Source organism: Streptomyces sp. NPDC047130 (assembly GCF_040643475.1).
Classification (GTDB): domain Bacteria; phylum Actinomycetota; class Actinomycetes; order Streptomycetales; family Streptomycetaceae; genus Streptomyces.
In genome coordinates, this window is sequence record NZ_JBEYUK010000022.1 from 58,756 (window position 1) to 71,513 (window position 12,758).

Genomic DNA, 12,758 nt, shown 5'->3' on the forward strand with positions numbered 1-12,758 from the left:
CCATTTCCGGATCAGTCGAGGCCGAGCACCGCCATGGTGCGGTCGGCCATCCGGCTCTCGCCGAGCGCGTTGGGGTGGACGGGCACGAGGCTGTTGCCGCCGAGGACCGGCTCGATCCAGCGGGTTCCGGCCGGCTTGCAGGCGTCGTGGCCCTCGGACGCCTGGGCGAAGTCGACGTACACGGCGCCCGACTCGCGGGCGGCGCGGGCGATGGTGTCGTTGAGGTGCCCCTGGAGGTTCCGCAGGTAGGGGATGTCGCCGCGGGCGATGGGCAGCTTGGAGAAGCAGCTGGGGTCGAAGGTCGCGGGGGTGATCCAGGGGTAGCCGAGGACGGCGATCCGCGCGTTCGGCGCCTTGGCCCGGACGGCCGCGAGGGCGCTCTTCAGCGCCGGGTAGGTGCTCTCGTCGACGGCGTCGGTGAACCGGCTGCCGTGCAGGGCCTCGCAGGGGTTGCCGTAGCCGCCGGTGACCACGCCGGCGGAGCCGCAGGCGAGCAGCGCGCCGATGAAGGTGCTGTTGTCGTTGCCGCCGATGGTCAGCGTGATCAGGTCGGTGTCCGCGGTGACCGCGTTCACCTGCGGCGGGACCAGCGGGTACTGGGCCTGGGTGAAGTGCTTGGTCTGGGCGGCGCCGCAGGTGACGTCCGTGAGCCGGGCGCCGGTCCGGCCGGCGATCACCTTGGGGTAGTTCACCTGGGAGCGCAGGCAGAGCGGGCTGCTGAAGTCGGTGGGCGAGACGCCCGATCCGGCGCTGTAGCTGTCGCCGAGGGCGACGTAGTCGAGCGGGTCGGCGGCCTGGGCGGGCTGGACGGCGAGCCCGAGGGCGACGGCGCTCGCCGCGACGGCGGCGGCGAGGGTTCTGCGCAGGCGGCGGGCGGGGTGCGGCATCGGTTCCTCCTGGAAGACGGCACGGTGGTGCCGTGCCGTGGACGCGTGCGGGCGGCGAACGGTGGCGGCTCTGGTGGCACATGCGGTGGTTACTCGCTCGTAATCTCCGGCCCTGACAGGGACTTGTCAACAATCTGGACGTGTCTCGTCGTGACAAAAAGTTCGACGGGCGTCGTGACCGCGGCTCCGGGGCCCCGGGAGCCGCCGTGAGGACGGGCCGGAATAGCCCGCCGCCGCGCGGGGTTCAGGCGGGCGAAGGGAGGTCGACGTGGAGACGAGCAGGTCGTACTACGACTACGGAACGCCGGCCGAGCGCTGGGAGAGGGCCCGGAAGTACTTCGACCGGAAGAACTACGCGGGCGCGGCGAGGGTGCTCGGCCCGCTGGTGGAGGAGGTCCCGGAGCAGAGCGGCCCGAGGCTGCTGCTGGCACGGGCCTACTACCACTCGGCGCAGCTGCGGCGGGCGGAGGCGGAGTGCCGCCGGCTGGTGGAGCGCGACCCGGTGGAGCGGTACGCGCGGCTGCTCCTCGGGCGCACCCTGGAGCGGCAGGGCCGTCACGAGGAGGCGCGGCCCCACCTGCGGCTGGCCGCGGCGATGGCCGGGGAGTTCGAGGACGTGTGAGCCGTCCCCGCCCCGGACGGGAACGGCTCGCGCGCACCCGTCCGGGGCGGCGCCCGGCGGTCGGCCGCGGTGGACGCCCGGCGGTCGGCCGCGGCCCGGGCGCCCGCACCGGCCGCCCGCACCGGGCGCCCGCGCCGGGCGCCCGGCGGTCAGCCTCGGTAGGCCTCCAGGAGGCGCAGCCACACCTCGCTGATCGTCGGGTAGGCCGGGACGGCGTGCCAGAGCCGGGGCACCGGCACCTGTCCCACCACGGCGACGGTCGCCGAGTGCAGCAGTTCGGCCACGCCGGGGCCGACGAAGGTGACGCCCCGGAGCGTCTCCTTGTCGAGGTCGACGACCATCCGGGCCCGCCCCCGGTAGCCGTCGACGTAGAGTCCGGCGCCCGCCACGGTGGCGAGGTCGACGTCCACCGCGCGCACCCGGTGGCCGGCCCGCTCGGCCTCGGCGAGGGTGAGTCCCACGGAGGCCACCTCGGGGTCGGTGAAGACCACCTGCGGCACGGCGCCGTCGTCGGCGGTGGCGGCGGTCGGCGGCGCCTCGCCGCGGGAGCGGGCGGCGATCGCGTCGCCTGCGATCCGTGCCTGGTACTTCCCCTGGTGGGTGAGGAGCGCGCGGTGGTTGGCGTCGCCCGCCGCGTACAGCCAGTCGCTGCCGACGACGCGCAGCGTGTCGTCGACCCGGAGCCAGGAGCCGGGGTCGATGCCGACCGTCTCCAGTCCGAGGTCGTCGGTGCGGGGCCGGCGTCCGGTGGCGAAGAGGATCTCGTCCGCCTCCAGCCGGTCACCGGCGTCGGTGGTGGCGACCACCGTGCCGTCCTCCCTGGTCACCTCGGTGACGGAGACACCGGTGCGCACCTCGGCCCCGGCCTCGCGCAGCGTCTCGGCGACGAGCTCCCCGGCGAACGGCTCCATCCGCTCCAGCAGCCCGCCGCCGCGCACCAGCACGGTCACCTTGCTGCCGAGCGCCTGCCAGGCGGTGGCCATCTCGGTGGCGACCACTCCCCCGCCGACCACGAGCAGCCGGCCCGGGGCCTCGCGTGCGGAGGTCGCCTCCCGGCTGGTCCAGGGGGCGACGGCGCCGTCGCGCAGCCCCGGCAGGCCGGGCAGCGCGGCGGCGCTGCCGGTGCAGACGGCGACCGCGTGCCGCGCCGTCAGGGTCTCGGTGCGGCCGTCGGGCGTGGTGACGGTGACGGTGCGGGGGCCGGCGAGACGGCCGTGGCCCCGGTGCAGGCGGGCCCCGACGCCCTCGAGCCACTCGACCTGCCCGTCGTCCTTCCAGTGCGCCGCGTACTCGTCGCGGTGGGCGAGCACCTCGGCGACGTCGAGGGGTCCGCGGGCGGCGGCCCGCAGGCCGGGGGTGCGGCGGGCGTCGGCGTGGGCGATCACCGGGCGCAGCAGCGCCTTGCTGGGCATGCACGCCCAGTAGGAGCACTCGCCGCCGACGAGTTCGCTCTCCACCACGGCGGTGGAGAGTCCGGCGGCGAGCGTGCGGTCGGCGACGTTCTCGCCGACGGGTCCGGCGCCGATCACCACGACGTCGTAGGAGAAGTTCTCGGTCATGGCGTCAGTCTTCCGGGTGGTGTGGGTCCTGGCCACCCGGGTAGGCGCGCCGGACCGTCCGCTGGGCCGGACGGGTCCGCCCGGTCGCGGCGGCGGCACGGAGTCGGCCGAATGGGGCGAACGGAATACCCCGCCGGGCCGTGCCGTTGTCGTCGATGGCCGGACGGAGACAGCCGCACCGACACCAGGAAGAGGAATTCAGCTCATGAGCAGCACCGTGGAGCTCACCAAGGAGAACTTCGACCGGACGGTCAGCGAGAACGAGTTCATTCTCATCGACTTCTGGGCCGACTGGTGCGGGCCGTGCAAGCAGTTCGCGCCGGTGTACGAGAAGGCCGCACAGGACAACCCCGACCTGCTGTTCGCCAAGGTGGACACGGAGGCGCAGCCGGAGCTCGCCCAGGCCTTCGGCATCCAGTCGATCCCGACGCTGATGATCGTGCGGGACCAGGTGGCCGTGTTCGCCCAGCCCGGGGCGCTGCCGGGTCCGGTGCTCGAGGACCTGATCGGCCAGGCGCGCGGGCTGGACATGGAGGAGGTCCGCCGCTCGGTGGCCGCGCAGCAGGCCAAGGAGGAGCAGGGCGGCGGCGCCGGGGACCAGGCCGGCGGGACGGTCTGAGCCGGGTGCCCCGCCGGGGCGGCCGGGGCGAAGGATCCGGCGTGTTCGGCGCGGTGCGCCGGCTGGGCGGTCTGCTGCGCGGCCGGCGGTCCGGCCGCCGCGCCGACCCCGCCGCCGCCGCTGGTCAACGGCCCTTCTACGGTGGGGCGATGACCGTTCCCATCGACGAAGTCCCGGGCCGTACCGGCCCGTCGGCGACCACCGAGGCGGACCCGCGTTCCGTCGGCAGGGTCCGCACCGAGTACTCCCCGGCCCACGACGGCGACCCGGATCCGGGTGAGGTCGTGTGGACGTGGGTGCCCTACGAGGAGAACGACGGCCGGGGCAAGGACCGCCCCGTGCTGGTGGTGGCCCGTGAGCCGGGCGGCACGCTCCTCGCGGTGCAGCTCTCCAGCAAGGACCACGACGGCGACCGCGACTGGGTCCCCATCGGCAGCGGTCCCTGGGACCGTTCCGGGCGCCCCTCGTGGGTGGCGGTGGACCGTGTCCTGCGCGTGCACGACGGCGGCATGCGGCGCGAGGCGTGCGCGCTGGACCGGATGCGCTTCAACCTGGTGGTGCACCGCCTGCGTGAACGGTACGGGTGGCGGTAGGCCCGCCTACGGGTGGGCGACCAGGGCGTACATGTACATGTCCCGCCGCTGGTCGCCCACCCGCTGCCACGAGCGGAGCAGTCCCTCGCGCGTGAACCCGGCCTGCTCGGCCGTGCGCAGCGAGGCGGTGTTCCAGGGCTCGATGTACAGCTCCAGGCGGGCCGGCCGCAGCGTGGCCGACGCCCACCGGGTGAGCGTCCGCAGGGCGGCTCCGGCGGCGCCCTGGCCCCGGCCGGAGGCGGCGGTCCAGTAGCCGAGCGAGGCCCGGTGCGGGTCGTCGGCGACGGGCCACAGTCCGATGGCGCCCAACGGCCGCGCGTCGGCGGCCCGTTCGATCACCAGCGGGTAGCCGGTCCGGTCGGCGGCCCGGCTCCACTGACGCCGGACGAACGCCTCTCCCTCGGCCGCGGACCAGGTGGCGGGCACGGTGGTGATCAGGGGGATCAGCGGATCCGCCGATGCCTCGCGGACGAGGGCGAGGTCGCCGTCGTCGAGCCGCCAGGGGCGGAGCAGGAACCCCTCGCCGGTGTCGAGGACGGGTACGTCGAAGGCGGTCGTCATGGCGGTGATCATGACGCGGTGGGCGGGACGGGGCAACCGGCGGTGCCCCCCGCCTCGACGCGGGCGCCGGAGGCCGGTCCTCGCCCGCCGCACGGCGGAAGTCGGAGGGGCCGGCACCGGCGGCGTGACGGCTCAGCTCCAGGTCATGTTGATCTCCCGTTCGAAGTCGACGTATCCGGCCCGGGCGAAGGCGGCGGCCATGGGGGCGTTGCCGAGGTCCGTGGAGGCACGGATGCGCGGGACGTTCTGCGCGGTGAGGACACGGGTTCCCTCGGCCAGGATCTCGTCGACGTATCCCCTGCCCCGGTGCTCGGGGAGCACGGCGAGGTAGGCGATGATCGGGTTGTAGCCGTTGTGCGCCGGCACGACGAAGCCGACCGGGTCTCCGTCCGGCAGCGTGGCGACCCGCCACCAGTCCCGTGGACTGCGGTAGCGGGCCAGTTCGTCGGCGTACTGGGCGGCCGCCGCCTCCTGGGCCGTCATGGTGGTGAGGTCGTGCACGCTGTGGGCGTCGAGGGTTCCCTCGAGCACGCGGGCCATGAGTCCGGTCAGCTCCTCCTCGCCGCGGGGCGTGCGGAAGACCAGGCGGCCCGTGGGGGCGGGGACGGGGAGGCCGGGAGAACGGTTCAGCCGGAGCCGTTCGACGAAGAGGCGGGCGCCGGTGCGTCCGGCGATCGCCATGCGGTCCTCCACCGCGCGCCGGACCTCCGGCCTGTCACGCCAGCCCGAGGGCACGAACCGGGTGTACTCCGGGATCGGCGCGCCGTCGCGCAGCACGGCGGACATGGCGGTGCGCAGCAGGTGTTCGCCGACGGCGAGGCGGTCCTCGGCGGGGAGGGTGCCGTCGACGTCGAGGATGTCGAGCAGCAGCGGTTCCGCGGCGCCGGGGCGGCTCCACCAGGCGAGCCGGGCGAGGAGCCGGTCCCCCTGGACGGCGACCCACAGCCAGCCGGGGCGGCGGCGCCCCTGCTCGAGGTCGGCGCCGAGTTCCGCGTCGAGCGCGTACGACAGGCCGAGGAAGAGGCCGAGTTCGTCCGGCCCGGCGAGGGGGCGGACGGTGACGGACGGGAGGGACAGGGATGCGGTGTTCACGGTCGGGTCTCTCTGTCGAGGGGCGCTCGGCCGTCCTGGGCCGGGATCAGACCGGTCGGGCCTTCCGGGGGTGGACGAGCGCGGGGGCGGTGCGGGGCGAGGACATGCCGTACCCCTCCTCTCGGCAGCGGGCCGTGGACGCGGCCCGGTGGTCTCCGGGCCGCGTATGCCTATCAGGCCGCGCGCACGGCACACCACCGGTTTTCCTCCCCGCACGGCCGGCGGGTGTCTTGCCAGGCCCGGCCGCGACCCCATAAGTTACTGACTAGTAGGTTGGTCTCACCGCCTCGAACCCGCGCAAAGGAGCACGCATGCCCACGCTCGACCGTCAGGGCGACGTTTTCGTCCTGGATCTCGGAGACGGCGAGAACCGGTTCCACCCGGACTGGATCGCCTCGGTGAACACCGCCCTGGACGAGGTGGAGAAGGCGGAGGGTCCGCGGGCCCTGGTGACCGCCGCGACGGGGAAGTTCTGGTCCAACGGCCTCGACCTGGACTGGCTGTTCGCCCACGCCGAGCAGCACCAGGAGTACGTCGTGTCGGTCCACGCGCTGTTCGCCCGGATGCTGTCGCTGCCGGTGGTGACGGTGGCGGCGCTGCAGGGCCACACCTTCGCCGCCGGTGCGATGCTCTCGCTGGCCCACGACTTCCGCGTGATGCGCGCGGACCGCGGTTTCTGGTGCCTGCCCGAGGCGGACATCCACATCCCGTTCACCCCCGGCATGTCCGCGCTCATCCAGGCGCGTCTCGCGCCGCAGACCGCGCACGAGGCGATGGTGACGGCACGCCGCTTCGGCGGCGAGCAGGCGCTGGCCGCGGGCATCGTGGACCGGGCGGTCCCGGAGGACGCCGTCCGCGCCACGGCGCTGGAGCTGGCGGGCGAGCTGACCGGCAAGGCGAGCGAGACGGTCGGCACGATCAAGTCGCGGATGTACGGCCGGGCGCTGGAACTGCTCCGCGACACGACCAACCCCATGGGCTGACCCCTCCCCCGCCGCCCCTCGGGCGCCCCCGTAGCACTCCGGGGGCGCCCCTGGCCGTTCCGCCGCGGAGACAGGTCCGGGCGGACAGGGCGGACAGGGCCGACAGGCCGGCCGGGGCGCGGCGTCAGGCGACCTTCGTCGGCACCGGCGCCTCGAGGGCGCGGACGCCGCGGGAGGCGACGGCCGCCAGGGACGACCCGGAGATGACCGCGGCGACCACCAGCAGCCACGCGTCGACGCCCACCGCCGCGGCGACCGGCCCGGTCAGGGCCAGGCCGAGCGGCCTGGCCACGAAGGACCCGACCGAGTCGAAGGCGTACACCCGGGCCAGCCGGTCCTCCGGCACGTGGGTCTGGATGGACTGGTCCCAGTACACGCTGAACATCTGCAGGCCCACGCCGTGCACGAACGCGCCCAGCATCACCGGCCACAGGCTGTCCGAGAGGGCCATGGCCAACGGGAAGACACCGGTGAGGGCGAGCAGCACCGCGCCGCCCGCCAGGGGCCGCCGGAGCCTGACCCGCAGGGCGAGCAGTCCGCCCACCACGAAGCCGGCCATCAGGGCGGAGAGGGCGAAGCCCCAGGCCGACCGCCCGACCCCCTCGCCCACGACCACCGGGCCGAGGACGGCCTGCGCCCCGCCGTAGAACAGGTGGTAGAGCAGCGCCTGGAGGATCAGCAGCCACAGCCAGCTGTGCCGCATCACCTCGGCGAAGCCCTCGCCGAGGTCCGCGAGCGGGGACGTGGTGCGGGGTGCGCGGGCGTCGGGCACGCCGAGCCGGCCGAAGGCGACGGCGGCGACGGCGAAGGTGGCGGCGTCCACCATCACGGCCCAACCCGGGCCCACCACGGCCACGAGGACACCGGCCACCGCGTAGCCGAGGGTCCGGCAGAGGCTGTCCAGCAGGGAGCGCAGCGCGACCGCGTCGGCGAGATCGTCCAGCGGGACGACCACCCGGGTCATGGCCTTGGACGAGGGGCGGCTGAGCGCCGTGACCACGCCGCCGATGCCGCCGAGGAGGGCGATCAGCCCGATCGAGTCGACGTCCAGCAGCACGGACGCGGCGAGGACCGCCATCACCACCGCGCTGACGGCGGAGGCCCCCTCCATCATCAGCTTGCGCGAGAAGCGGTCGCCCAGGACGCCGCCGGCGAGCATGGTGACCACCTGGCAGGTCGCGAAGACGGCCTCGACCAGACCGAGGGCGGTGAGCGAGCCGCCGAGGTCGAGCACCGCGAAGGCGAGCGCGACGGGGGTGATGGCGTTGCCCAGGGCGCTCACCGACACTCCGGTGACCAGGAGCCGGAAGTCGCGATGCTGGAGGACGTGTCTGCTGCTCACGCCGGGAAGCTAGTTCGCCATCTAATTACCGGTCAATAATTTATCAGGCCAACCACCTACTCCCTCTAGGATCGCGCCATGGGAACGCCGGAGACCGTGGGCGACGGTCGCGAGGACTGGGTGGACCGGCACCTCACCCGGCGGCGGGGCCGAGAGCTCGGCGTTCCCTTCGACGAGGAGGTGGAGGCCATCACCGTCCGGGTGGTCCGCATCGTGCGGCATCTCCGGCGGGCCACCCGGCTCGCGCTCGAGGAGGTGGGCCTCCAGAACTGCGAGTTCGAGACGCTGCACGAGCTGATGGTGCGGGACACCCCCGGCCGGGCCACGCCCTCCGCGCTCGCGGCCGGCCTCGGCGTCAGCGGCGCCGGCATGACGGGGCGCCTGGACGCCCTGGAGAGGTCCGGCTGGGTCCGGCGCACTCCGGCGGCCACCGACCGGCGCCGGGTCCACGTGGAGATCACGGAGGCCGGTGAGCACGTCTGGCGCAGGGCGGTGACGCTCCGCGGCCGGGCGGAACGGGAGGTCGTCGCCTCCCTCCCCGCGGCGGAACGCGCCCGGCTGGCGGAGTTGCTCCGCGAGATCACCCTGCGGATCGATCCCCCCGGCCGCGTCCACGGCGACTGACCGCCCCACGCGCCCCGCGCCGCCCCACGCACCCGCGTGCCCGCCCCTCTCCACCGACCCACCCCGCGCGCTCCCCCTCGCGCCGTACGGCGCGAGGGACGTGGCACGCGCCGGTGGTGCGCCCTGGCGCATCAGGTGGGCGCGGTGACGGGTCGCACGCGGGCAACCCCCACGCACCGGACACTCCCGACACGCCGGATCACCCGGACGGAACCGGACATCCGACCCGTGCGGCCCTACGATGACGCCGCCCCACGCCTCCGTACTCCGCCTGGACGTCACATGATCAAGGTCAGCGTCGTGGTTCCCGTCTACAACGCGGGTCCGTACGTCGAACGCACCGCCCCCAGCCTGCTCCACCAGAGCCTCGGTCCCGAGTCGTACGAAGTGATCTACGTGAACGACGGGTCGACCGACGACTCCGCCGAGCGCCTGGAGCGCCTGGCCTCCAAGTACGCGCACGTGCGGGTGATCCACCAGGAGAACTCCGGCTGGCCCGGCAGGCCGCGCAACGTCGGGGTGCGGGCGGCGCGCGGCGAGTACGTCCAGTTCGTCGACCAGGACGACGAGTTGACGCCCGGGGCGCTGGACCGGCTCCACCGCATGGGGGTCCGCAACGGCTCCGACATCGTGATGGGTCGGACCATCGGCACCATGCAGGGCCCGCACAGCCTCTACAAGCGGGACGTCGAGCGCTGCTCGGCCGAGGACATGCCGCTGATGGAGAGCCTGACGCCGCACAAGATGTTCCGGCGGGCCTTCCTCCTGGAGCACGGCATCGAGTTCCCCGAGGGACGGGTCCGCCTGGAGGACCAGCTCTTCATGGCCCGCGCCTACGTGCGGGCGAAGACGGTCTCCATCCTCGGCTCGTACCCCTGCTACGTGTGGAACCGCCGTGAGGACGGCGGGAACAACAGCGGCGGCGCGACCACCCCGGAGGTGTACTACGGCCATCTCCGTTCCGTGGTGGAGGCGATCAGGCAGGGCACGGAGCCGGGGCCGCTCCAGGACTTCCTGCTGCGCCGCTCCTACCGGGTCGAGCTGCTCCGGCCGGTGACCGAACCGCGGGTGCTGCAGCGGACCGGCGCGGACCTGGAGCGCCACTTCGAGGTGGTGCGGCGGATGGCGCTCGAGTGCTACCCGCCGGGCGTGCGCGAGGGGCTGCCCGCGCTGACCCGTCTGCGCGCCACCCTGTTGGAGGAGGGCCGGCTGGACTCGCTGGTCGCACTGGCCCGCCGGGTCAGGGGAATCCGCCCGCAGGTCACGGTGGACGGCATGCGGTGGCGGGACGGCAGGCTGCTGCTGTCCACCACGATCGCCATGCTCCGCCCCGACGGCGAGCCGCTGACCCTGGTGGAGCGGCACGGGCGCCTGGTGATGGATCCCGAGCTGCTCGAGGGCGTCGAGGGGGCGGGCGACTGGGAGGTCCCGCACCCGCTGGCCTACGCCCGGGGCGAGTTGCTGGTCCACGACACGGCGCGGGACCGCTGGTGGTTCCCCGACGCCGACATGAGCCCCCGCACGGAGCCGGTCGGCGGCGGCCGGCACCGGGTGGTCGTCTCGGGCGAGACCGCCGTCGACCCGCTGACGCTGACCACCGAACCGTGCCTGGAGCCCGGGGTCTACGAGGTGTGGGCCTACGGGCAGTTGCTGGGCGTGGGGCGGCGGCCCCGCCTCACCGCGGGCGGCCGCGGCCCGGTGCTGCCCCCCGCGCTCGTGGGCTCCCCCTCGCGCGCCGTGGCCCCGGCGTGGACCGGCACGGGAGGGCAGCTGCGGCTGCTGGTCGGCCGTTCACCCGGTCCTGGGGCGCATCGCCGGGTGGTGTGGCACGCGGCGGCCCACCCGCTGGTCCGCCGGGGCGGCGGTGCGCTGGTCCGCCGGCTGCCCTCCCAACTGCGCCGCCCGGTCCGGCGTCTGGTGCGCCAGGCGACCACCTGGACCTCGCCCTCCTGACCACCCCGCCCGGCGGATCCGGGCTCGCGGCGGACACCATGGGCGGATGAGAACGCCTCGAACGATCCCCGCCGCCGAGCTGGAGCGCACGTGGGTGGTCGCCAACAACGCCATGAACCGGGAGCGCGGGCTGTCCGGGGTGAACAGCTACGCGCGCGAGCTCGGCAGGGACCCCCTGGAGACCCTGGCCGGGCGGCCCGCGCCCTCCTGGCTGGACCTGTGCAGCGGAGAGGGCCGTGCGCTGCGGGCGGCCGCCGCGGTACTGCCGCCGGACGCGGTGCTCACCGGGGTGGACCTGGTGGGCCCGACGGTCCCGGCCCCCCTGCCGCCCGGGCTGGAGCTGGTGACCGCCTCCGTGTCCGCGTGGGCGCCGGACAGGACCTACCACCTGATCACGTGCGTGCACGGACTGCATTACGTGGGCGACCAGTTGGGGCTGCTGGCACGGGCGGCGGCCTGGCTGGCGCCGGACGGTCTGCTGCTCGCCCACTTCGATCCCGGGCTGATCCGGTGGGCCGACGGCTCGCCGGCCGGGCGTGCGGCGCTCGCGGCGTTGCGGGCGGCCGGCTTCGCCTACTCCCCTGCGCGCTCGCTGCTCACCCTGGAGGGCTCCCGGCGGCCCGTGCTCGCGTTCCGTTACCTGGGCGCGGATCCGGACGTGGGGCCGGGGTGCACCGGGCAGCCCGCGGTGGGCTCCCTCTACGCCCCCGCGGCGGGCGACGCCGGCTAGGGCGGCAAGCCGTCTGCCCTGGGCAGATTCCCCTTGGCCCGCCCCGAACCGCCTGCTTGGGTGGGGGACATGGAGATTCTTGTTCTGGGTGGGACCGCATGGCTGGGCCGCGAGATCGCGCGGCAGGCGCTGGGGCGGGGACACCGCGTGACCTGCCTGGCGCGCGGGAGGAGCGGCGAGGTCGCCGAGGGCGCGCGGCTGGTGGCGGCCGACCGCGGGGAGGCGTCGGCGTACGAGGGGCTGCTGGACCGGGAGTGGGACGCGGTCTTCGACGTGTCCTGGCAACCCGCCTTCGTGCGGGGGGCGTTGAAGGCACTGGGCGACCGTTCGCGGTACTGGTCGTACGTCTCCACGGGGAACGTCTACGCCTCGCACGCCGCGCTCGGCGACGACGAGTCGGCCGAACTCCTGGCCCCCACCGACCGGGAGGAGGTCGACCGGGAGCTGTACGGGGAGGCCAAGGTGGCCTGCGAGGCGGCGTGCCGTGAGGCCGTCGGGGACCGGCTGCTGGTGGCCCGGGCCGGGCTGATCGGCGGTCCGGGGGACGCCAGCGACCGGGCCGGCTACTGGGTGGCGCGTGCCGCGCGGGCACCGCGGGAGCCGATGCTGGTGCCCGACGTGCCGCGCAGCCCGGTGCAGGTGGTCGACGTCCGGGACCTGGCCCTGTGGCTGGTGGAGTCGGCGGAGCGCGGCCTGACCGGGATCTACGACAGCGTGGGCCCCGTGATCACCTTCGCCGAGTGGGTCGAGCTGGCACGGGCGGCCGGTGGTCACACCGGTCCGGTGGTGAGCGCCCCGTCCGCGTGGCTGCTGGAGCACGGCGTCGCCGAGTGGGCGGGCGAGGACTCGCTGCCGCTGTGGCTGGTCGAGGAGGGCTGGGAGGGCTGGATGGCCCGCGACGGCTCGGCGGCGCGGGCGGCCGGCCTGCGGCACCGCCCGTACGCCGAACTGCTGGCGGACACCCTGGCCTGGGAGCGGGAGTCGGGCCTGGACCGCCCCCGGCGCGCGGGGCTCGGCGCGGAGCGGGAGCGGCGCCTGCTGGAGGAGTACGCCGGCTGACGCCCGGCGCCCGTCCCACCGGCCGCCGTCAGGCAGGGCCGGCCGACGCGGGCGCGGTGCCGCGGGCCGTCTCGACACGGTCCGGTCGCCCCGGCGGCGGCGACCACCTGGCCCGCCGCTCGACAGGCCCGCCC

The 12,758-nt window shown here is 74.8% G+C and carries 13 protein-coding genes; 8 read left to right on the forward strand and 5 right to left on the reverse strand.

Going from position 1 to position 12,758, the window contains the following annotated elements:
* Positions 1–11: 11 nt before the first annotated feature.
* Positions 12–887, reverse strand: coding sequence for an SGNH/GDSL hydrolase family protein (locus ABZ836_RS23470; protein WP_361145088.1), 876 nt, complete (start codon positions 885–887; stop codon positions 12–14).
* A 268-nt stretch (positions 888–1,155) separates the two neighbouring features.
* Here ABZ836_RS23470 and ABZ836_RS23475 point away from each other — a divergent pair, with 268 nt between their 5' ends.
* Complete coding sequence (locus ABZ836_RS23475) at positions 1,156–1,509, forward strand: tetratricopeptide repeat protein (RefSeq protein ID WP_356133086.1); 354 nt, start codon at positions 1,156–1,158, stop codon at positions 1,507–1,509.
* Positions 1,510–1,658: 149 nt separating this feature from the next.
* Here the strand turns inward: ABZ836_RS23475 and ABZ836_RS23480 are convergent, their stop codons facing one another.
* The gene (locus ABZ836_RS23480; protein WP_356133084.1) at positions 1,659–3,068 is read right to left on the reverse strand and encodes an NAD(P)/FAD-dependent oxidoreductase; all 1,410 of its coding nucleotides are present in this window, start codon (positions 3,066–3,068) and stop codon (positions 1,659–1,661) included.
* Between the two features lie 205 nt (positions 3,069–3,273).
* Here ABZ836_RS23480 and trxA point away from each other — a divergent pair, with 205 nt between their 5' ends.
* Positions 3,274–3,687: a thioredoxin gene (trxA, locus tag ABZ836_RS23485; RefSeq protein ID WP_361145092.1), complete on the forward strand. Its 414-nt coding sequence runs from the start codon at positions 3,274–3,276 to the stop codon at positions 3,685–3,687.
* Between the two features lie 149 nt (positions 3,688–3,836).
* On the forward strand, positions 3,837–4,280 hold the full coding sequence (locus ABZ836_RS23490; protein ID WP_361145165.1) for a type II toxin-antitoxin system PemK/MazF family toxin: 444 nt from the start codon (positions 3,837–3,839) through the stop codon (positions 4,278–4,280).
* 6 nt (positions 4,281–4,286) lie between these two features.
* Here the strand turns inward: ABZ836_RS23490 and ABZ836_RS23495 are convergent, their stop codons facing one another.
* Both ABZ836_RS23495 and ABZ836_RS23500 read right to left on the reverse strand, forming a co-directional pair.
* Complete coding sequence (locus tag ABZ836_RS23495) at positions 4,287–4,841, reverse strand: GNAT family protein (RefSeq protein ID WP_356133079.1); 555 nt, start codon at positions 4,839–4,841, stop codon at positions 4,287–4,289.
* 132 nt (positions 4,842–4,973) lie between these two features.
* Positions 4,974–5,933, reverse strand: a complete 960-nt coding sequence (locus ABZ836_RS23500) for a GNAT family N-acetyltransferase (protein ID WP_361145096.1) — start codon at positions 5,931–5,933, stop codon at positions 4,974–4,976.
* Between the two features lie 311 nt (positions 5,934–6,244).
* Between ABZ836_RS23500 and ABZ836_RS23505 the strand changes: the two genes are divergently transcribed.
* Entirely contained in the window at positions 6,245–6,916 is a 672-nt protein-coding gene (locus ABZ836_RS23505; protein WP_361145099.1) for an enoyl-CoA hydratase-related protein, read from the forward strand.
* Positions 6,917–7,040: 124 nt separating this feature from the next.
* Here the strand turns inward: ABZ836_RS23505 and ABZ836_RS23510 are convergent, their stop codons facing one another.
* Complete coding sequence (locus ABZ836_RS23510) at positions 7,041–8,258, reverse strand: MFS transporter (protein ID WP_361145102.1); 1,218 nt, start codon at positions 8,256–8,258, stop codon at positions 7,041–7,043.
* 78 nt (positions 8,259–8,336) lie between these two features.
* On the opposite strand from ABZ836_RS23510, the gene ABZ836_RS23515 reads away from it, so the two are divergent.
* From ABZ836_RS23515 to ABZ836_RS23530, 4 genes are all read left to right on the forward strand, one after another.
* On the forward strand, positions 8,337–8,882 hold the full coding sequence (locus ABZ836_RS23515) for a MarR family transcriptional regulator (protein WP_361145105.1): 546 nt from the start codon (positions 8,337–8,339) through the stop codon (positions 8,880–8,882).
* A gap of 282 nt (positions 8,883–9,164) precedes the next feature.
* A complete protein-coding gene (locus ABZ836_RS23520; protein ID WP_356133069.1) occupies positions 9,165–10,835 on the forward strand; it encodes a glycosyltransferase in 1,671 nt (556 codons plus the stop codon).
* A gap of 46 nt (positions 10,836–10,881) precedes the next feature.
* On the forward strand, positions 10,882–11,565 hold the full coding sequence (locus ABZ836_RS23525; protein ID WP_361145108.1) for a methyltransferase domain-containing protein: 684 nt from the start codon (positions 10,882–10,884) through the stop codon (positions 11,563–11,565).
* Between the two features lie 69 nt (positions 11,566–11,634).
* Positions 11,635–12,624, forward strand: coding sequence for an NAD-dependent epimerase/dehydratase family protein (locus ABZ836_RS23530; protein WP_361145111.1), 990 nt, complete (start codon positions 11,635–11,637; stop codon positions 12,622–12,624).
* Positions 12,625–12,758 lie beyond the last annotated feature (134 nt).

Bases quoted from the DNA above. Each gene is read 5' to 3' on its own strand.
- ABZ836_RS23530 (WP_361145111.1), top strand. From the start codon at position 11,635: ATGGAGATTCTTGTTCTGGGTGGGACCGCATGGCTGGGCCGCGAGATC.
- ABZ836_RS23480 (WP_356133084.1), bottom strand. From the start codon at position 3,068: ATGACCGAGAACTTCTCCTACGACGTCGTGGTGATCGGCGCCGGACCC.
- ABZ836_RS23470 (WP_361145088.1), bottom strand. From the start codon at position 887: ATGCCGCACCCCGCCCGCCGCCTGCGCAGAACCCTCGCCGCCGCCGTC.
- ABZ836_RS23525 (WP_361145108.1), top strand. From the start codon at position 10,882: ATGAGAACGCCTCGAACGATCCCCGCCGCCGAGCTGGAGCGCACGTGG.
- ABZ836_RS23495 (WP_356133079.1), bottom strand. From the start codon at position 4,841: ATGACGACCGCCTTCGACGTACCCGTCCTCGACACCGGCGAGGGGTTC.
- ABZ836_RS23520 (WP_356133069.1), top strand. From the start codon at position 9,165: ATGATCAAGGTCAGCGTCGTGGTTCCCGTCTACAACGCGGGTCCGTAC.
- ABZ836_RS23505 (WP_361145099.1), top strand. From the start codon at position 6,245: ATGCCCACGCTCGACCGTCAGGGCGACGTTTTCGTCCTGGATCTCGGA.
- ABZ836_RS23490 (WP_361145165.1), top strand. From the start codon at position 3,837: ATGACCGTTCCCATCGACGAAGTCCCGGGCCGTACCGGCCCGTCGGCG.
- trxA (WP_361145092.1), top strand. From the start codon at position 3,274: ATGAGCAGCACCGTGGAGCTCACCAAGGAGAACTTCGACCGGACGGTC.
- ABZ836_RS23515 (WP_361145105.1), top strand. From the start codon at position 8,337: ATGGGAACGCCGGAGACCGTGGGCGACGGTCGCGAGGACTGGGTGGAC.